Annotated in this window: 14 protein-coding genes; 11 read left to right on the top strand and 3 right to left on the bottom strand. The window is 63.2% G+C overall.

Annotation, left to right across the window (positions count from 1 at the left end; genetic code table 11):
- Nucleotides 1-6 precede the first annotated feature (6 nt).
- The 4 genes from AC6UUM_RS02740 to AC6UUM_RS02755 all read left to right on the top strand — a co-directional run bounded on the left by AC6UUM_RS02740 (nucleotide 7) and on the right by AC6UUM_RS02755 (nucleotide 3,149).
- Nucleotides 7-387 (top strand): RidA family protein, encoded by a 381-nt coding sequence (locus tag AC6UUM_RS02740; RefSeq protein ID WP_500803822.1) that lies wholly within the window; start codon nucleotides 7-9, stop codon nucleotides 385-387.
- Between the two features lie 61 nt (nucleotides 388-448).
- On the top strand, nucleotides 449-694 hold the full coding sequence (locus AC6UUM_RS02745; RefSeq protein ID WP_500803823.1) for a hypothetical protein: 246 nt from the start codon (nucleotides 449-451) through the stop codon (nucleotides 692-694).
- Nucleotides 694-1,113 (top strand): type II toxin-antitoxin system VapC family toxin, encoded by a 420-nt coding sequence (locus AC6UUM_RS02750; protein WP_500803824.1) that lies wholly within the window; start codon nucleotides 694-696, stop codon nucleotides 1,111-1,113. Before AC6UUM_RS02745 ends, AC6UUM_RS02750 begins: the two co-directional genes overlap by 1 nt.
- Before the next feature lie 539 nt (nucleotides 1,114-1,652).
- Nucleotides 1,653-3,149: a GmrSD restriction endonuclease domain-containing protein gene (locus tag AC6UUM_RS02755; protein ID WP_500803825.1), complete on the top strand. Its 1,497-nt coding sequence runs from the start codon at nucleotides 1,653-1,655 to the stop codon at nucleotides 3,147-3,149.
- 579 nt (nucleotides 3,150-3,728) lie between these two features.
- On the opposite strand, the gene AC6UUM_RS02760 is transcribed toward AC6UUM_RS02755, so the two are convergent.
- Nucleotides 3,729-4,469 (bottom strand): class I SAM-dependent methyltransferase, encoded by a 741-nt coding sequence (locus AC6UUM_RS02760; RefSeq protein ID WP_500803826.1) that lies wholly within the window; start codon nucleotides 4,467-4,469, stop codon nucleotides 3,729-3,731.
- A 94-nt stretch (nucleotides 4,470-4,563) separates the two neighbouring features.
- On the opposite strand from AC6UUM_RS02760, the gene AC6UUM_RS02765 reads away from it, so the two are divergent.
- The 4 genes from AC6UUM_RS02765 to AC6UUM_RS02780 all read left to right on the top strand — a co-directional run bounded on the left by AC6UUM_RS02765 (nucleotide 4,564) and on the right by AC6UUM_RS02780 (nucleotide 7,627).
- The gene (locus AC6UUM_RS02765; RefSeq protein ID WP_500803827.1) at nucleotides 4,564-4,983 is read left to right on the top strand and encodes an ABA4-like family protein; all 420 of its coding nucleotides are present in this window, start codon (nucleotides 4,564-4,566) and stop codon (nucleotides 4,981-4,983) included.
- On the top strand, nucleotides 4,980-5,174 hold the full coding sequence (locus AC6UUM_RS02770; RefSeq protein WP_500803828.1) for a DUF1289 domain-containing protein: 195 nt from the start codon (nucleotides 4,980-4,982) through the stop codon (nucleotides 5,172-5,174). Before AC6UUM_RS02765 ends, AC6UUM_RS02770 begins: the two co-directional genes overlap by 4 nt.
- Nucleotides 5,171-6,181 carry an LLM class flavin-dependent oxidoreductase gene (locus AC6UUM_RS02775; RefSeq protein ID WP_500803829.1) on the top strand — a complete coding sequence of 337 codons (1,011 nt, stop codon included), beginning with the start codon at nucleotides 5,171-5,173 and terminating at the stop codon, nucleotides 6,179-6,181. The genes AC6UUM_RS02770 and AC6UUM_RS02775 overlap by 4 nt, the downstream gene beginning before the upstream one ends.
- 162 nt (nucleotides 6,182-6,343) lie before the next feature.
- On the top strand, nucleotides 6,344-7,627 hold the full coding sequence (locus tag AC6UUM_RS02780) for a glycosyltransferase family 4 protein (RefSeq protein WP_500803830.1): 1,284 nt from the start codon (nucleotides 6,344-6,346) through the stop codon (nucleotides 7,625-7,627).
- A gap of 23 nt (nucleotides 7,628-7,650) precedes the next feature.
- On the opposite strand, the gene AC6UUM_RS02785 is transcribed toward AC6UUM_RS02780, so the two are convergent.
- Nucleotides 7,651-8,919 carry a nucleotide sugar dehydrogenase gene (locus tag AC6UUM_RS02785; protein ID WP_500803831.1) on the bottom strand — a complete coding sequence of 423 codons (1,269 nt, stop codon included), beginning with the start codon at nucleotides 8,917-8,919 and terminating at the stop codon, nucleotides 7,651-7,653.
- A gap of 181 nt (nucleotides 8,920-9,100) precedes the next feature.
- Between AC6UUM_RS02785 and AC6UUM_RS02790 the strand changes: the two genes are divergently transcribed.
- Genes AC6UUM_RS02790 through AC6UUM_RS02800 form a run of 3 tightly spaced genes read left to right on the top strand, consistent with a single transcriptional unit; the run spans nucleotide 9,101 to nucleotide 12,358 of the window.
- Nucleotides 9,101-9,901: an acyl-CoA thioesterase gene (locus AC6UUM_RS02790; protein WP_500803832.1), complete on the top strand. Its 801-nt coding sequence runs from the start codon at nucleotides 9,101-9,103 to the stop codon at nucleotides 9,899-9,901.
- A gap of 31 nt (nucleotides 9,902-9,932) precedes the next feature.
- A complete protein-coding gene (locus AC6UUM_RS02795) occupies nucleotides 9,933-11,867 on the top strand; it encodes an alkyl/aryl-sulfatase (RefSeq protein ID WP_500803833.1) in 1,935 nt (644 codons plus the stop codon).
- 59 nt (nucleotides 11,868-11,926) lie between these two features.
- Nucleotides 11,927-12,358 (top strand): hypothetical protein, encoded by a 432-nt coding sequence (locus AC6UUM_RS02800; RefSeq protein ID WP_500803834.1) that lies wholly within the window; start codon nucleotides 11,927-11,929, stop codon nucleotides 12,356-12,358.
- On the opposite strand, the gene AC6UUM_RS02805 is transcribed toward AC6UUM_RS02800, so the two are convergent.
- The gene (locus AC6UUM_RS02805) at nucleotides 12,344-16,576 is read right to left on the bottom strand and encodes a hypothetical protein (RefSeq protein WP_500804888.1); all 4,233 of its coding nucleotides are present in this window, start codon (nucleotides 16,574-16,576) and stop codon (nucleotides 12,344-12,346) included. The two genes, AC6UUM_RS02800 and AC6UUM_RS02805, sit on opposite strands and share 15 nt — an antisense overlap.
- Nucleotides 16,577-16,578: the final 2 nt, after the last annotated feature.

The raw sequence follows: 16,578 nt of genomic DNA on the forward strand, positions 1-16,578 counted from the left end.
ACGCGCTTGATCACCCGCATCCCCTCCGGCGCGCCGTGGGAGGCCAAGGTCGGCTATTGCCGCGCCGTTGTGGCCGCGCCGTTCGTGTTCGTATCCGGCACGGTGGGCCGCAATCCCGACACCGGCGACCTGCCGGCGGATGTGGAAGGCCAATGCGCCAACGCGCTCGCCATCATCGGCCGCGCCCTGGCGCAAGCCGGCAGCGACTTCGCCCACGTCGTGCGCGTGACCTATTACCTCCCCAATCGCACCGATTTCGAACCCTGCTGGCCGCAACTGCGCGCCGTGTTCGGCGCCAACCCGCCGGCCAGCACAGTGATCTTCGCCGACCTGATCGACCCGGCGATGAAGATCGAGATCGAGGTGACGGCGATGCTGCCGGGCTGATCATGCTGCGTGCTTGTACGCGTACTTGCACAAATGCTATGGTCCACCGAAAGGATGTTCGATGACATCGCCGGCGCGCCGCAGCCAACCCCCGATCACCATCCGCTCGGCCCGCGCGACCGCGTTGTTGCGCCGCCTCGCCACCGGCGGCCGCAGCCAGGCCCAGATCATCGAGGAAGCGCTCGAGCGCCTCGCTGCGCAGCGCCAGACCCTGGCCGAAGCGCTGGCCCCGGCCACTTGCCAAGACTTCGATTGGGAGCCGCCGCGCGCCACCATCACCGCCCGCGTGCCCGATCTTGATGCCTGATGTATCTGCTCGATACCAATATCCTGTCGGAAAGCCGCAAGCTCGGCACGCCCCGCATTGATCCAAACGTGGCCCGCTGGCTGGCGACGGTCGATGCCGAAAGCAGCTTTGTCTGTGCGATGACCATTTTCGAACTGGAACGCGGCGTGCAGCAAATGGAGCGCTGCGACGCGAGGGCTGGCGCCGTGCTGCGGGCCTGGCTGAATGATAGGGTCATGCCAACCTATGAAGCCCGCACCCTGCCGCTCTCGCGCGCCGTGGCCCTGATCTGCGCCGGCCTCCACATCCCCGATCCCAAATCCGAACGTGACGCCTGGATCGCAGCGACGGCGATTCATGCAGGCCTGATCCTCGTCACCCGCAATGTCGATGATTTCGCCGCCATGGGCGTAAAATTGATCAACCCGTTTGCCGGGTAGCGCAATCCGCCGGCAAACATGTGGTGCTGGTCGATTTGATCGCTCCAGCCATGAAGATCGAGATCGGAACGGCGATGCTGGCGGGCTGAAGAACAGGAGGCCTCCGGCGGGCAGGGGCGAGACCCCTGCACCCATTTATTTTCGGACGCACTGGATTGAAGCGAGTCCGCTTGCGTCCAGAATCCGTCATTGGTTCTTTCGTCTGATTCGCGCCCCCATCTCGGTCGTTCCATAGGCCGCGAGACCGTCCCGAAACCTGCCTTTCACCGAATAGCGGCACCTGCCGGCCTGAAGCCCGGGTCGGGGACTTACCCGCGGGTCCTGCTTGGGCCACCGAACGTCGGCTCAAAGCACGAGACGTCATTTGAGCGTGTGTTCGAGCAAAACAATTGAATGGCTGGAATTGCGCCGATAGCGGACTGGTCGCTCCGATTCGGTTCGATATAGAAAACGCTCACTGCCGCGAAAAGTGATCAGCGGGACACTGACCTTTCTTTGTACGCTTGCCGAGGCTATCAACGAGCGGCGAGGTATCAAAAATGCACATGAAGTCTGATCGGCGGGAACTGGACAAAATCTTTAAGCGGCGCGATCGTTATGAGATCCCTGACTGGCAGCGCGAGAAAGTCTGGGACGAACCGCGCAAACAACTGCTTATAGATTCCATCCTCAGGGGTTGGAAGCTGCCCAAGTTCTACTTCGTGGTGTCAAAGACAGAGCCGCCGACATATGAGGTCGTGGACGGGCAACAGCGTCTCGCAACCATCTTTGAGTTTCTCTCGGGTGAGCTGTCGTTGACCGATAATATGGCGGCCGAGTTCGGATCGCATACCTATAAGGGTTTGCCAGATAAATTATCCGACCGTGTAGATGATTTCAAAATAGATTTTGATATTATTGAAGACGCTTCCGATGAAGAACTGATGGATTTCTTTCAGAGACTCCAGTCGGGATTGGAGCTAAATTCGAGCGAGAAGCTCAATGCTATCCCGAGCAAGTTAAAAACATTCTGCAGAAACATGTCCAAGCATGATTTCTTCAAAAAGAAGGTGGTATTTGATAACAAACGATATGCCCATTTTGACGTAGTCGCTAAGGTAGCCACGCTTGAGGTCGAAGGATTTGGCGCAGGGTTGCGCTACGATGACGTTCGGCAGGTGTTTGAGGCGCAAAAAAACTTTTCTGAAAAATCGCAAGTCGCGGTGCGTATTAAAGCAGCACTAGACTTTTTGGCAGCGTCTATACCTGACAAATGCGTGGCATTCCGAAGTCGATCACTGACACAATCATTTATATCGCTGATGTGTCATTTGCAAGAGAACGGTGCGCTCAAGGGTAAAGAGGTTACTATTGCTGCCTTCGCGAAGGAGTTTGTTCATGAGCTCGGCGTTCAAGTCGAGAAAGGTCAGTCGGCAACCGACTCTGATTTCATTGCCTTCCAAAAGAGCATCAATGCGAACGTGAAGTCGGGCCCGGTGGTGCGCGACCAAGTGTTGCTCCGAAAGCTGTTCCAGTTTGATCCCTCATTTCTGACCAGTGCCGACGCAAGCGCGATCGCCGCAGCAGATTTTTCTGGTGAGATTGCGAACGTCGCGAAAAAGGTCAGGTCCCTCGTCCTAGACATCAACAACGCCTACGCCGCGACGAACGGCAGCGATTTGTTCAAAGCCACGAGCAAGACTGCCGAAGCTCAGGTTGCAATTGGTGAGCAAATCAACTCGTTTGCCCAGTATAAGTTATTCGTTGAGAACCTGTACTTTCTCTTCTGGGAAGGCCCTGGGTCGAAGCTCAGTGACAAGCCGCAATCCTTTAAAGACGCAAATACGTTACGGACCGAATTGCAGCACGATGTTGATCATGGAAAGTCGAGCGCCGTTGCCAAGAAAAAGACCGCGCATGGTGACATCTTTAAAAAATATTCGGGCGTAACATCGCCCGCAGTTGCTGCCCCTTCTCAGTTCCCTCTTTTGCAGTTGGGATTACTCAAGGCGCTCCAGAATGACCTCGCTGATCTACTCGCCAGCCCCGGAGAGTAGTTACCGCCAGTCATCGTGAATTGATCAATGAGCGAGAGGGCGGCTTCCGGCAAGACCGGATTTTTATCGGAACGGACCTGAACGACCGGTTCTCGGTCGTCAACGGCCGTGTCAACAACGGGAGAGACAGCGTCAGCTATACCCACTTGCCGGTCCTAAAGCGGTCAGTCGGCATACGGCCCAAAAGCGGCCATCTGTCGGCCGTACGGGAACGACCGCTCGCTACCCCAAACCCGACCTTTAGCCGTGTACGGCAAGCGGCAGGCAGAGGCCGCATTGCTGTCCTGTCCTACACGGGTAAAGCCTGTCATCTTGTGGTTGAGCATTGCTGCTGTGAGGCGTTGAAAACCGCAGAAAACACAAAACAGAGGAAAAACAACGCTGAATCTCGTCGGATTCGTCACAACTGGCAAAACTGCCGCTGAAAAAATTGCCCAAGGATGGCGCAAATGCCGGCCATCCACGAAATATGCTGCTCTTTCTCAGATCAGGACACGGCGCACCGCAAGGGCGGCGCGAAAACAAACGGGTGCAGGGCTCAGCCCTGCCCGCCGGAGGCTATTCTTTCATTATAATCTCTCACGGCTTCACGAACCGATAGTAAAACCGGTTGGTCTTGCCCCGCACCGACGGGTCGAACACCAGTTTCGCCGGATCGTCGCCGGCCACTTCCAGGATCGGCACGCTGCCGGCGAAGCGGAAGCCGGCGCGGGCCAGGTCGGCTTTGACGATCTCGGCGTCGATGCGGTGGGTCTTGTCGGCCTGGGCGCGGCTGTCCATGCCGGGCACGCCGTAATGATCGATGATGATCACCACGCCGCCGGGCTTCAGCGCGGCAAACAGCCGGGCGTTGTAGGCATCGACCTCGGTGCGCGGATATTTGAACTTTTCGCTCTGCCAATAAAGATCATGGTAGGTCAGGTGGAAGAAGGCGGCGTCCAGCCCGTCCGGCATCTTGGCTTCGCCGGGTGCGCCGACGATCAGTTCGGCATTGGGCTGGCGTTTCTGCAGGGCGGCCCAGGCGGCGGCGGTTTTGGGATCGTCCATGTAGCTGACCGGTTCGACCGCAAATACCCGGCCCTTGGGCCCGACATGGCGGGCGAGCAATTCGGTGTAATAGCCTTGGCCGGCCATCACATCCATGACGCGGGCGCCGGGGCGGATCAGGCTTTGCGCCAACACCGCCGCCGGCATACGCCCGGCATCCAGCGCCACCATCTCGGCCGGTCGGCCCGGCGCGCCAACGATATCGGCCGCTTTGGCCGGAGGCGCCGCCGCCATCAGCAACAGGGCCATCCCGGCCAGACCAACGATGCGCATGTTCATCCTCCCCGTGATTTGCGCTATCCTATCGCAAGCTGAGGCGGCGTGCCATGCTTGACCGGGCCGGGCAGCACCGTCACTGTCGATTGCGATGACGCCGGACAGCCTGTTCCAGATCGCCAGCACCGTGGTTTTGCCCGGCTGGTTGGCGCTGGCCTTCGCGCCGCTGGCCCGGGCGCGGCTCGTGTTGATTGCGCGGATCATCGCGGTGTTGCTGTCCGGCCTCTATGTGTCGCTGCTGGTGGCGGGCCTCGCCGGTGAAGGGCCGCCAGCGGGTGCCAGCTTCGATACGCTGGAGGGTGTGCGCCTGCTGCTGTCGTCGCCGGCGGCGCTGCTGGCCGGCTGGGTGCATTATCTGGTGTTCGATCTGTGGGTGGGCAGTTGGGAGGCGGAGGACAACAGCCTGCCGCACTGGCTGCTGCTGCCCTGCCTGGCGCTGACGTTTGTCGCCGGGCCGACCGGGCTGCTGCTCTATCACCTGCTGAAGGCCGCGCGAAAGGCGCGTGCATGAGCGAAGCCCGCACCGTGGCCAGCCCGTGCACCAACGTCTGCCGCATCGATCGGCGCAGCGGCTGGTGCGAAGGCTGCCGGCGCAGCATCGACGAAATCACCCGCTGGTCGGTGGCCAGCGACGATGAACGCCGCGCCATCCTCGCCGCGCTGGCGGGGCGCAGCATCCCGAAACGGAGCCTGTGGCGATGATGATTCCCCTTTCCGTTCTCGATCAGACGCCGATTGCGCAAGGCATGACCCCGGCGCAGGCGCTGGCGAACAGCATCGATCTGGCCCGCCACTGCGAGGCGCGGGGCTATCAGCGCCACTGGCTGGCCGAGCACCACGCCAGCCACGCATTGGCCGGCAGCGCGCCGGAAATATTGATCGGCGCGGTCGCAGCTGCCACCAGCCGCATCCGTGTCGGCTCCGGCGGGGTGATGCTGCCGCATTATTCGCCGTTGAAAGTCGCCGAACAGTTCAGCCTGCTTGCCGGGCTCTATCCTGGCCGCATCGATCTGGGCCTGGGTCGCGCGCCGGGCAGTGACCAGCGCACCTCTGTCGCGTTGCAGCAGGATCGGCGCCAATATGCGCCGAACAACTTCCCGGCGCAGCTGGCCGAGCTGATCGGCTATCTGGAGGGCAGCCTGCCGGACGATCACCCGTTCGCGGCCTATGCGGCCACCCTGCCGGGCCAGCCCCATGCGCCGGAGCCTTGGGTGCTCGGCTCCTCGCCGGACAGTGTGGCCTTTGCCGCCGACATGGGCCTGCCCTATTGCATCGCCGATTTCATCGCGCCGCGGCAGGGCGCGCTGGCAGCGCAATATCGCGCGCGGTTTGTGGCGCGTCATCCAGCTGATGCGCCGCGCGTGATGGTGGCGGTGTGGACCGTATGCGCCGAAACCGATGCCGCCGCCCAGCGCCTGGCCGCACCGGCGCGGATGATGTTTGCGCACATGATGATGGGCAAATCCATCGCGGTGCCGGATCCGGATGTGGCCACGGCGTGGCTGGCCGATCGGCCCGAAGTGGCGCGCGGCTTCGCCAGCCGCCGGGTGGTGGCTGGCAGCCCCGCCACGGTGCGCGCCGGATTGCTGGATGTGATCAGCGAGTATGCAGCCGACGAACTGATGCTGGTCAATATCCTGCACGGCCATGATGATCGCAAGGCCAGCTACACGCTGGCCAGCGAAGCCATGGCCATGGTTGAGGCCTGATCGCCAATTGGCACTTGGCGTGCCTGATCTGTTCCGGGTTAAAGGTGGCCGATCGCCTTCCCGGTCAAACACCGTCTTGCGATGACAACACCTGCCCACTAAGCCGATTCCGGATCATGCCTTTGGCCTGACAGCGAAGCCGCGTAGTGGGGAAACCGCGTTTTGGATAATCTGGATATGGTGCCGGCAACAACCGACAACAGCGGGTCAGCCATGGCTTGGCTGGGCGACCCCGAAAATTGGGCCGGCCGTCTGGCGGGACGACGCATCCTGATCATCGTGGAGAATCTGCCGGTGCCATTTGACCGGCGGGTGTGGATGGAAGCCCGCACCTTGAAGGCTGCTGGCGCCGAGGTTTCCGTGATCTGCCCGATCGGCAAGGGCCATGATGCACGTGAAGAGATGCTGGATGGTATCCACATCTATCGCCACAGCCTACCGATCGAGGCCAAGGGCGCGCTGGGCTATCTGCTGGAATATGGATCGGCGCTGTTCCACGAATCACGGCTGGCGTGGAAGATCTTCTTTCGTCAGGGGTTTGACGTCATCCATGGGTGCAACCCGCCGGATCTGATCTTTCTGGTGGCGCTGCAGTTCCGCCTGCTTGGCCGCCGTTTCCTGTTCGATCACCACGATATCAATCCCGAATTGTACGAAGCCAAGTTCGGCAAGCGCGGTCCCTTCTGGTGGCTGATGTGCTTGTTCGAACGGCTGACCTTTGCCGCTGCGACGGTGTCGATTGCCACCAACGAAAGCTATCGCGCGATTGCGCTGCGTCGTGGTCGCATGCAGGCCGATGATGTGTTCGTTGTGCGATCAGGCCCGGATCTGTCACGCGTGAAGCCGGTGCCGCCGAACGATCGCTGGCGCAATGGCCGCCGCTATCTGGTTGGCTATGTCGGCGTGATGGGCGAACAGGAAGGCATCGACCTGTTGCTGGAAGCCGTGGCGCAGCTGATCAAGGTGGAGGGCCGCCAGGATATCCAATTCGTGCTGGTGGGTGGCGGCCCCGCGCTCGATGCGTTGCGGGCGCAGGCCAGCGCCATGCAGCTGGATCAGCATGTCACCTTTACCGGCCGCGCCCCTGATGCCGATCTTTTCGAGATCATGTCAACCGCCGATCTGTGCGTGAACCCCGACCGGGTGAATGCGATGAATGATCAATCGACCATGAACAAAATCTTGGAATATATGGCCTTTTCAAAGCCGATTGTGCAATTTGACGTGACCGAGGGCCGGTTTTCGGCCGGCGAGGCGTCGCTCTATGCCAAAGCCAACGACCCTGTCGATCTCGCGCGCTGCATGTCCGAACTGCTCGCCGATCCCGACGCCCGGGCGCGGATGGGCGACATCGGGCATGATCGTGTGACGCGGCTGTTTGCCTGGCCGCATCAGGTTGGCGCGCTGGTCGCCGCCTATGAGCGGTTGTTTGCCCGGATGGGCTGACACACCGCCCGGATGCGCGCGGATCAGGCGATGCTGTGGGTGGCGACGACGCGAAAGCCCGAAAGATCCAGCGCATCGGCCGTCGCATTGGAGGCGACCGCCACGTCCCACGGGCCCGCTTCGGCCTCCGCCTTGCCCACCAGCAGGTTGTCGATGCTGGGTAGGTGGGCATAGGCATAGCCCAGATTCTGGCCGCGCAGCTTGTCAGGCACCAGGCCGGGATCATACACCCGCACATGATAGCCGGCCTCGATCAGCTTGCGCGCCAGATCGACATTCGGGCTTTCGCGCAGATCATCGGTGCTCGCCTTGAAGGCCAAACCGGCAATCAGCACGCGCGCGCCCGGCTCCAGACCGCGGGTCACTTGCGCAAACTGGTGATTCTTGTGCGCCTCATTGGAGCGCAACAGGCTGCCCACCACATCGATATGGGCGCCAATGTCATTGGCCATGTGCTGCAGGGCCCGCACATCCTTGGGCAGGCACGATCCGCCAAAGGCACCGCCTGGCCGCGTGTAATAGGCCGAGATGTTAAGCTTGGTATCGGACACGAAGATTTCGTGGACGCGGCGGGCGGAAATCCCCATCCGTTCGCACACGCGGCCGATCTCATTGGCAAATGCGACCTTGGTCGCGTGCCAGCTGTTGTCCACGAACTTGGTGATTTCGGCTTCTTCCCAGCCGGTGACGAACAGCGGCGCCGAAATGCCCTCGTTCATGGCCGCCATGACGGCGCTGGGCTCGCCATCATGGGTGCCGACCACAATCTTGGGCGGATGGAAGAAATCATGGACCGCCTGCGCCTCACGCAGGAATTCCGGATTGTACAACAATTCAACGCGCTGCGCCCAATCATCGCCAAGCTGGGCAGCAAACAGCGGCGTGATCAGCCGGCGCATCGTGCCGGGCTTCATGGTGGACCGATAGGCGACGCCGATCCGCGCCGTGCCGGGCTGCGCCGCCACCGCCGCTGCGATCTGCCGCGACACATCGATGATGTAGCGCATGTCATGCCCGCCATCGGGGCCGGACGGCGTTCCGACGCACACAATCGCCAGCTCGGCCGCTTCCAGTGCGTCCGCCACGCTGTTGGTGGCGGCCAGCCGGCCGGCGGCGCGCTGTTGTGTGAGCATATCGGCGAGGCCAGGCTCTTCGAACGGCGGGCGGCCAGCGTTGATGTCGGCGATCTTGGCCGGGCTGACATCAACCCCGATCACCTGATGGCCCTGGGAGGCAAGGCAGCATGCTGCCGTGAAGCCGACATAGCCCAATCCGAAAATGGCAATCTTCATGGCGCACCAGCCCCCGCAACCGTATCTGAAAACCGCAAGCGAGCGGCCGCCGGCGTTCTGCCCGAACCGGTGTCGCGGTTCAACCCCGCAACGGCTGCATGCGTTGATTGACCCGGCCAGCATTCGCCACGCACCCCGATCCGGCCTTCACGGCGCGCATCCGCGCCGTTATCGGGGCGGCATGATCCCCATTACCCCCGGCGACTCGCCAGGCCATTATCGCCTTACCGTCACCAAGCCTTTGTGCGTCGGCCCGCCCGACACGATGTTCATGTTTGGCGGCATGGGCCTGGCCAGCGCGCTGGCCGCGGTGGAAGCGCACGCCGGCCGCCCGACGGTGTGGGCGGCGGCGCAATATCTGTCCTACGCCCGACCCGGCACCGATCTTGATCTGGAGGTGATCGTGCCGGTGGCTGGCAAGCAGACCAGCCAGGCTCGCGTCATCACGCGGGCGGGCAACCAGGAAATCATCACCGTCAATGCCGCGCTGGGCAGCCGGCCAGACCATCCGCATCAGCAATGGGCGGAAATGCCGGACGTGCCGCCACCGCAGGATTGCCCGCACATGGTGATCCGCTGGAACCGTGATCCCGATGATCTCAACAGTCATTTCGATCGGCGCGTCGCCCATGGCAGCTTTGGCGCCGAGCGCGGCAGCGCGCCGCCATCGCCCGATGGCATCGGCCGATTGTGGGTGCGTCCCAGCGATCCGGGCACGCCCATCGATCGGCTGGCGTTGGCGGTGATGGCGGATTTCCTGCCGTCGGGCGTCGGCAATGCGCTTGGCGCGCACGCCGGCGGCAACAGCCTCGATAACACCATACGCTTCATGAATGTCGTGCCGACCGATTGGGTGCTGGCCGACATGCGCATCCACGCCGTGCATGCCGGCTTTGCCCATGGCCGCGTGCATCTGTTTGCCCAGGATGGCACGCTGATGGCCACGGCCAGCCAGAGCATGATTGTCCGTATTCACAGTTGAGCAGGCGCCAGCGCGGGCGTAGCCTTGCGCCATGACACCGCATCTCATCGCCTTGCTGCTCGCATCCGCCGCTGCCGCACCGCCAACCGCCAACCCGCCGGCGAGTCCGCAGGTTCGGGCGGATAATGAAGCGCTGGCGGCCACGTTGGATTGGTCGGACGCGCAGGATTTCGATTTCGCCAGCCGCGGCTATCTTGGCACCATCGCTGACGGCAAGATCAGGGACGCCGCCGGCAACGTGCTGCGCGATCTCGCCGATGAAGCGCAGTTCAGCGGCGCGGCGCCGGCCACGGTCAACCCCAGCCTTTGGCGCAACGCGGTGCTTGGCGCGAAGCACGGCCTGTTCCAGGTGGCCGATGGCATCTGGCAGGTGCGCGGCCTTGATCTGGCCAACATGACCGTGATCCGCGGCACGACCGGCTGGATCATTGTCGATCCGCTCACCGGTGCTGAATCAGCGCGTGCCGCGATGGCGCTGGTGACGGAAAAATTAGGCCCGCGGCCGGTGGTGGCGGTGATCTACACGCACAGCCATGTCGATCATTTCGGCGGCGTGCTCGGCGTGACCACCGCGGCCGACGTGGCCACCGGCAAGACGGCGATCATCGCGCCCGATGGCTTTCTGGAACATGCGGTGTCGGAAAATGTCATCGCCGGCCCAGCCATGCTGCGCCGCGCGACCTATATGTTCGGCACCACCTTGCCGCGCGGGGCGACGGGGCATGTCTCGTCCGGGTTGGCGGCGATGGGCACGCCCGGCACCTATGGCCTGATTCCGCCAACCGACAGCATCACGGCGGGCAATGACCGGCGGGTGATCGACGGGGTGGAGTTTCAGTTCCAGTTGACGCCGAACACCGAAGCGCCGGCCGAAATGAACTTCTATCTGCCGGCGTGGCACGCGCTGTGCCTGGCCGAAAACGCCAATGCGTCGCTGCACAATCTGCTCACCCCGCGCGGTGCGCTGGTGCGCGATGCCAAGGGCTGGGCCGATTATCTGGTGACGGCGCGGCGGCGCTGGGGGGCTGATGCCGATGTGCTGTTCACCAGCCATTTCTGGCCGCGCTGGGGCAAGCCGGAGATCAACGATTATCTGCTGCGCCACGCGCAAGCCTATGCCTTCGTGCACAACGAAAGCGTTCGCTTGATGAATCAGGGCCTGAATGCGGTGGAGATCGGCGAGGCGATCCAGTTGCCGGCACCGCTGGCCAAGGCGTGGTTCAACCGGCCCAATTATGGCAATCTGAAATTCAACGCCCGCGCCGTCTATCAACGCTATCTGGGCGCATTCGATGGCGACCCGGCCAATCTCGATCCGCTGCCGCGTGCCGAATTGGCGCGGCGGTTGGTGGCGCAGATGGGCGGGCCGGCCAAGGTGTTGGCCGCCGGCAAGGCCGCAGCCGCCAAGGGCGATGACCGCTGGGCGGCGACCTTGCTGTCGCATCTGGTGCGCGCCGCGCCGGACACGCCGGCCGCGAAATCGTCCTTGGCCGGTGTGTATCGGCAACTGGCCTGGCGCGCCGAAGCCGCGCCGTGGCGGGACTTTTACCTGACCGGCGCGCAGGAACTGGAACAGGGCATCAAGCCCAGCCCGGTCGCCAATGCGGCGGGCATTGCCGCCAATCTGTCGGTGGCGATGCTGCTCGATTCGATGAGCGTGCGGGTGGTGCCGGAACGGGCCATCGCGCCGATGACCATCGCCTTCGAGATACCGGACACCAAGGAACGCCATCTGGTGACGGTGGGCAATGGCGTGATGCTGCACGAATTGGGCGCGACCGATGCGGCGCAGGCGACGCTGGTGGTGCCGCGCCGCGCGCTGATCGGCCTGATCGGCGGCGCGGTGAAGGCGCCTGAACTGATGGCGGCGGGGCAGTTGCAGGTGCGCGGCGACCTGGCGGTGCTGCAACGCTTCATGGGGCTGTTCCAGCCGCCCAAGGGCGATTTCCCGCTGGTGGCGCCGTAAGGCCCAGGCATGACCGTGGCCATGTTGCAGGATGGCCGCCTTCGCCATAATCTGCCCGCATGACGCAGGCAGAGTTGTTCAATCTGGTGCAGCAGGTACATGACCAGTACGGGGCCTATTTTGCCCAGGTCATCACCATCAATTTCGCCATGATCGTGGCGATCTTCTACTTCCTTCACCGTGTACAGATCGGGTTCCGGCTGGCGGCCTATGGCTTCTACCTGATTGGCATGCTCACCCTGTCCGGGCTGATGCTGCACGCTGCCAATGTGAAGGCGCTGGCACTGGCCGCCATGACGGCGATCCCGGCTGCGCAGCGGTCCCCGGTGGTGGCCGGCTATCTCCAGTTGCAGGATGGCTGGCTCTTTGTGGCGACGCGGCTGTTACAGAACGTCTCGTTGTGGGCGCTGGTGCTGGTCGTCACCTACATGCTGTTCCGCTGGCGCCACCCCGACAATGCCGGGCAACCGCCAGGCTCATCGCAGCGGTGACCAGGCACTCATGTCCACCCGGTCGGTCACGCGATAGGGCTGGCCATTTTCCCCGACGAAGAAGCGCTCCGCTTCCTTGCGGTTGAACGGGCGCGATCCCAGGCGGCCGAGGATGGCGATCTGGCCGCCGGTTTCATCGACAGCGCGGTCACGGTCCAGCCCCTTGGACACGGCCAGCGCCGGGCGGCCGGTACGGGCAAAGGCAATCAGTTCCGGTTTGGGCCGCGGCGAGAAGCCATAGAAAGCCGGCTGGCTGTCCGGGCTGGTCAGTTGCAGCACCTTCACGCCATTCCGGCCATCGGCCACATAGGCGAACAGCGTGGCATTGGTGCTGGCCACCACCACATCCTCGGCATCATTCAGCGTGCCGTCGGCGGTGAAGCGCTGATAGAGCTGCGGCGTCAGCGGCTTCTTCACATCGATGATGATCAAGCCGTCGCCCTTGGCCGCGACATAGGCATAGGTGCGCGCCAGATAGAATTTGCGCGCGTCGGCAATGGCGAAGGTCGCGTCCGGGCGGTGCACGGGTTTGGCCAGATCGGCGATGTCGAACAGTTCCAGGCCCTTGGCGGTGGTCACCCACAGATAACGGAACTGCACCGCACTGGCGCGGGCGTCGGTGAGCGGCAGCACCGATGCCAGCTTGGGCGCCTTGGGATTGTCCAGATCGATCACCACCAGGCTGCGCGGCGTGGTGACATAGGCCATATGGCCGGCCAGCGTGATGTGGCGGGCGCCGGTCAGCACGCCGTCCGGATTCCACGCGGTCTTGCCGCCGTCGAGCACCGTGCGCTTCAGGAAATTGTTGCGCGGCTCGCCATCGGCCAGCGTGTCCACATCCACCAGCACCAGGCCCTCGACGCTGTCGGTCACCACCGCATAGCGGTAGATCTCGTGCATCTTCTGCTCCTGGTTGTAGCCGGCGAGCGGATCGGCCAGCGGCTCGCCTCTGGCGCGGGCGTTCTGTTCGCCAACGATCTTGTCGTTGCGCGCCACGGAGATGGACTGTGTGGTGGCGATGGCCATGCAGGTGGCATTGCTGGTTTTCACCTGGGCATCATGGCCCAGCGCCGAGAAGGGCGATTTGACGATGCGTTCGGAAACACCCTTGTTCGACAGATTGGCAATGTCATAGGCGACAAAACCGCCGCGGCCTTCGGCAACATAGAGATATTCGCCGCGGTTCTGGATGCAGCGCACTTCGCCGGACGTGGCTTGCGTGATGTTGCGGATGTCTTCGGTCGGGTGGGTCTCGCCGGAAAAGCGCTTGTCGAAGATCTTGCCGCGGGTCCAGTTGATCAACTCGCGCTTGTTGCGTTCGACATGCAGCTTCCAGAAATCGGGATAGGCATAACGGTGCAGGTAGGAACCGAACACCGCCTGGGGCTCGCCGAATTCGGTGACGCGGACGGCTTCGACACCGCGATCCAGCCCGAAAAAGGCGTGCATGCCGACGAAATTGACGAAATTGGTACCTTGCAGCGTCAACTGGGCAAGGATGGCATTGTTGTCATCAGCCTCGCTGACATGGCAATCGGTGCAGGTCTTGGTTTCCTGGGTGCGCACCGTGTGCGGGAAATGCGGCGCGAACGCTTGGGACGAAAATCCCGACGCAGCGATCGGCGTCTGCTGTACATAGAGGCGTTCGCGGTTGATGTTGGTGGAGGTGAGGATCAGCGCCGAGGATGAGCGGATCGGCGCAATGATGCTGCCCTTGCTGGTCTGGTGGCGGCCCAGCTGGAACATCTCGTCGCGCGCCACCTGCGGGTTGTAGGTGGCGTAGTTGCGGGTCTCCTGTTCCTCATATTTGTTGGTCTTGGATTTCCAGTTGGCTTCGATCGGCAGGTGGCAGCCGCCGCAGCTGGTGGTCCAGCTGGTGTGGCAGCTGAAACAGGCCATGTTGTCATCCTTGTGGGCGCGTTCCCCCACGCCGGGGCCGAAATTCATCTTGCCGCCCGTACTGGCCAGCGTACCGACCAGCTTGGCGCGCGCCGCCTTGGCGTTGAACTCCGGATGGTCGCGATTGACGCTGTCCTTCACCAGCTTCACCCGCCAGACGAGACTGGGGTCGCTGGCCGAACGCTGCAACAGCACGCGGCGGCCGGCGCTGTCCTGGCTCCATTCAAACCGCAGCCGGCCATCGGGATTGCGGATGAACGACAGATCGGTGCCGGCCGGCGGCGCGGCCAGGTTGGAGGTGCGCAGCGTCGGATAGCGATCGGCAGTGCCGTGGCAATCCTTGCAGCCGATCTCGACACTGTTGGCGACTTCGCCGTGGATGAAGCCATTGCCGTGGCTGTCCTGCGCGAAATGGCAATCGGCGCACTGCATGCCGACTTCGGTGTGGATGTCCATCATGTGCACGGCCTTGCCGGGTTGGCCGGGGCCGGGCACGGCCGCGGGCTTCACGAACTGAGGGGTGCCGGCCTTGCGGAATTTTTCGGGATCATCGGGGCTGATGATGTGCGCGGTGTCGGTGCCCCAGGTCGCCATGTTGCCGCCGGCATCGAGCAGATTGCCTTCGCGGTCGCGCTTGTAGACGGCGCGGAAATTCCAGCCGTGGCCGTGATAATCGGCCATCTGCGTGTCCTTCATCAGGCCGTTGCGATCGTTGACGGTGCGCAGGAAATCCACGTCGCTCCAGCTGCCGCGCGCTGCGGCGCCTTCCGGGTTGCGATCATTGGTTTCGCGCACTTCGGCGGCGGTTGGATAACGCTGGCGCTTGAACAGCCGCTGATATTCGTCTTCTCTCATGCCCGGCGGCTTGGGATAGGGATTTTCGGCGCCCGGCCACATGCGCGGCGCATCGCTTTCATAATCCCACATCGTGTAGCCATAGTAGGTGTTCACGAACATGTTGGGCTGGTGCATGTGGCAATTCATGCACAGGGACGACGGCATGGCCCGCGTGAAGCTGTGCTTGAGCGGGTGGCCGCTTTCGGTCTTGCTGATCGTCGGGTCGGCGCTCTGGCTCTGCCCGTCGCGCCCCGCCGCGGCATAGACGCTGCTGTGCCTGATCTCGCGATCATTGGCATAGACGACATGGCAGGAACCGCAGCCAGAGGTGCGATAATCGCCGGGCTGATCATTGGTGCCCATGAACCAGGTGAAGGGATCATTCAGGCGCGTCTTGTGGATGTTGATCACCGGCACGGCGATGCGCAGCCCGGTGCCGGGGCCGCGGTTGGATTGGCGGATGTCGGGCCGGCCGGGCTCTTCCAGACGCTGGATGGCGCCCAGGCTGTTGGGCAGGCCGATTTCGGGGAAATTCGGGTTGATGTTGCGCCCGCCGCGTTCGAACACGCGGAAAATGTCGCCGGGCGGGGTCACCTGCCAGGCCGGCAGCGGTGCCAGGAACGGCAGGCTGCCGCGCGCTTTTTCGGCAGCAGTGAGGCTGCCGATGGCGGTGCCGCCATTGCCGGGGGCCCACACCAGCGCCGGCAGGCTTTCATCATGATGGCCGCCAGCGGCGGCGCCATGCCCACCGGCGGCGGCTTCATGGCCGGCTTCGGGGGCATGGCCGGTATCATGCCCACCAGCATCATGTTTCGTGCCGACGTCGCCGTGGCCCGATGCATCGCCGTTCCACGCGCCGAGCAGCGCGCTGGCCTGGCCGGGGCGCACATACGCCTCGCCCAGCACATAGTTTTTGTAGGGCAGGATGCCATTGTTGTACGAGGCGCCGCCGAACAGCATGGCGCCGGTGGCCATCAGGCTGCGCTCGGCGCGTTCGATGATCTCGATATGGCAGGCGCCGCAGGCATCGCGGGCGGCGCGATAATCGGACGGGTTCACAAAGCGGACGAACTCCGGCGTTTCGCGATTGAGCAATGTGTAACTGCGCTTCGGGTTTGCCGAGGACGGGAAATGCCAGGCTTCGGGGAAGCGCGGCAGCACATGGGCTTCGTCGCGCAGCTTGATGTAATTGCGGTCGGTTGCGGCCAGCGTGGCGGACGCGACCACCTTCGGGTCACCACCATGGCAATCGGTGCAGCCCAGCACGACGGATTTCGGCGCGTGCATCGTCGCTTCGTCGCTGGCGGTATGGCAGCTGATGCAACCGGCCGATTTCGCATCCGCATCGGCCTGCACCTGCCATTTCGGCGCGGGCGCGGCACGCACGCGGGCGTAGTCGCGCTCCACCGGCAGTTCGCCTTCGGATGCGATGGCAACCCCGACCAGCGGGATCAGCAACAAAAGGGCCAGGCGCTTCCACATCA

The organism is Sandarakinorhabdus sp., from assembly GCF_987265915.1.

Excerpts from the sequence above, each read along its gene's own strand:
- AC6UUM_RS02790 (WP_500803832.1), top strand. The coding sequence starts at position 9,101 with ATGATCCCCATTACCCCCGGCGACTCGCCAGGCCATTATCGCCTTACC.
- AC6UUM_RS02760 (WP_500803826.1), bottom strand. The coding sequence starts at position 4,469 with ATGCGCATCGTTGGTCTGGCCGGGATGGCCCTGTTGCTGATGGCGGCG.
- AC6UUM_RS02795 (WP_500803833.1), top strand. The coding sequence starts at position 9,933 with ATGACACCGCATCTCATCGCCTTGCTGCTCGCATCCGCCGCTGCCGCA.
- AC6UUM_RS02775 (WP_500803829.1), top strand. The coding sequence starts at position 5,171 with ATGATGATTCCCCTTTCCGTTCTCGATCAGACGCCGATTGCGCAAGGC.
- AC6UUM_RS02745 (WP_500803823.1), top strand. The coding sequence starts at position 449 with ATGACATCGCCGGCGCGCCGCAGCCAACCCCCGATCACCATCCGCTCG.
- AC6UUM_RS02750 (WP_500803824.1), top strand. The coding sequence starts at position 694 with ATGTATCTGCTCGATACCAATATCCTGTCGGAAAGCCGCAAGCTCGGC.
- AC6UUM_RS02785 (WP_500803831.1), bottom strand. The coding sequence starts at position 8,919 with ATGAAGATTGCCATTTTCGGATTGGGCTATGTCGGCTTCACGGCAGCA.
- AC6UUM_RS02770 (WP_500803828.1), top strand. The coding sequence starts at position 4,980 with ATGAGCGAAGCCCGCACCGTGGCCAGCCCGTGCACCAACGTCTGCCGC.
- AC6UUM_RS02805 (WP_500804888.1), bottom strand. The coding sequence starts at position 16,576 with ATGTGGAAGCGCCTGGCCCTTTTGTTGCTGATCCCGCTGGTCGGGGTT.
- AC6UUM_RS02765 (WP_500803827.1), top strand. The coding sequence starts at position 4,564 with ATGACGCCGGACAGCCTGTTCCAGATCGCCAGCACCGTGGTTTTGCCC.
- AC6UUM_RS02800 (WP_500803834.1), top strand. The coding sequence starts at position 11,927 with ATGACGCAGGCAGAGTTGTTCAATCTGGTGCAGCAGGTACATGACCAG.
- AC6UUM_RS02755 (WP_500803825.1), top strand. The coding sequence starts at position 1,653 with ATGCACATGAAGTCTGATCGGCGGGAACTGGACAAAATCTTTAAGCGG.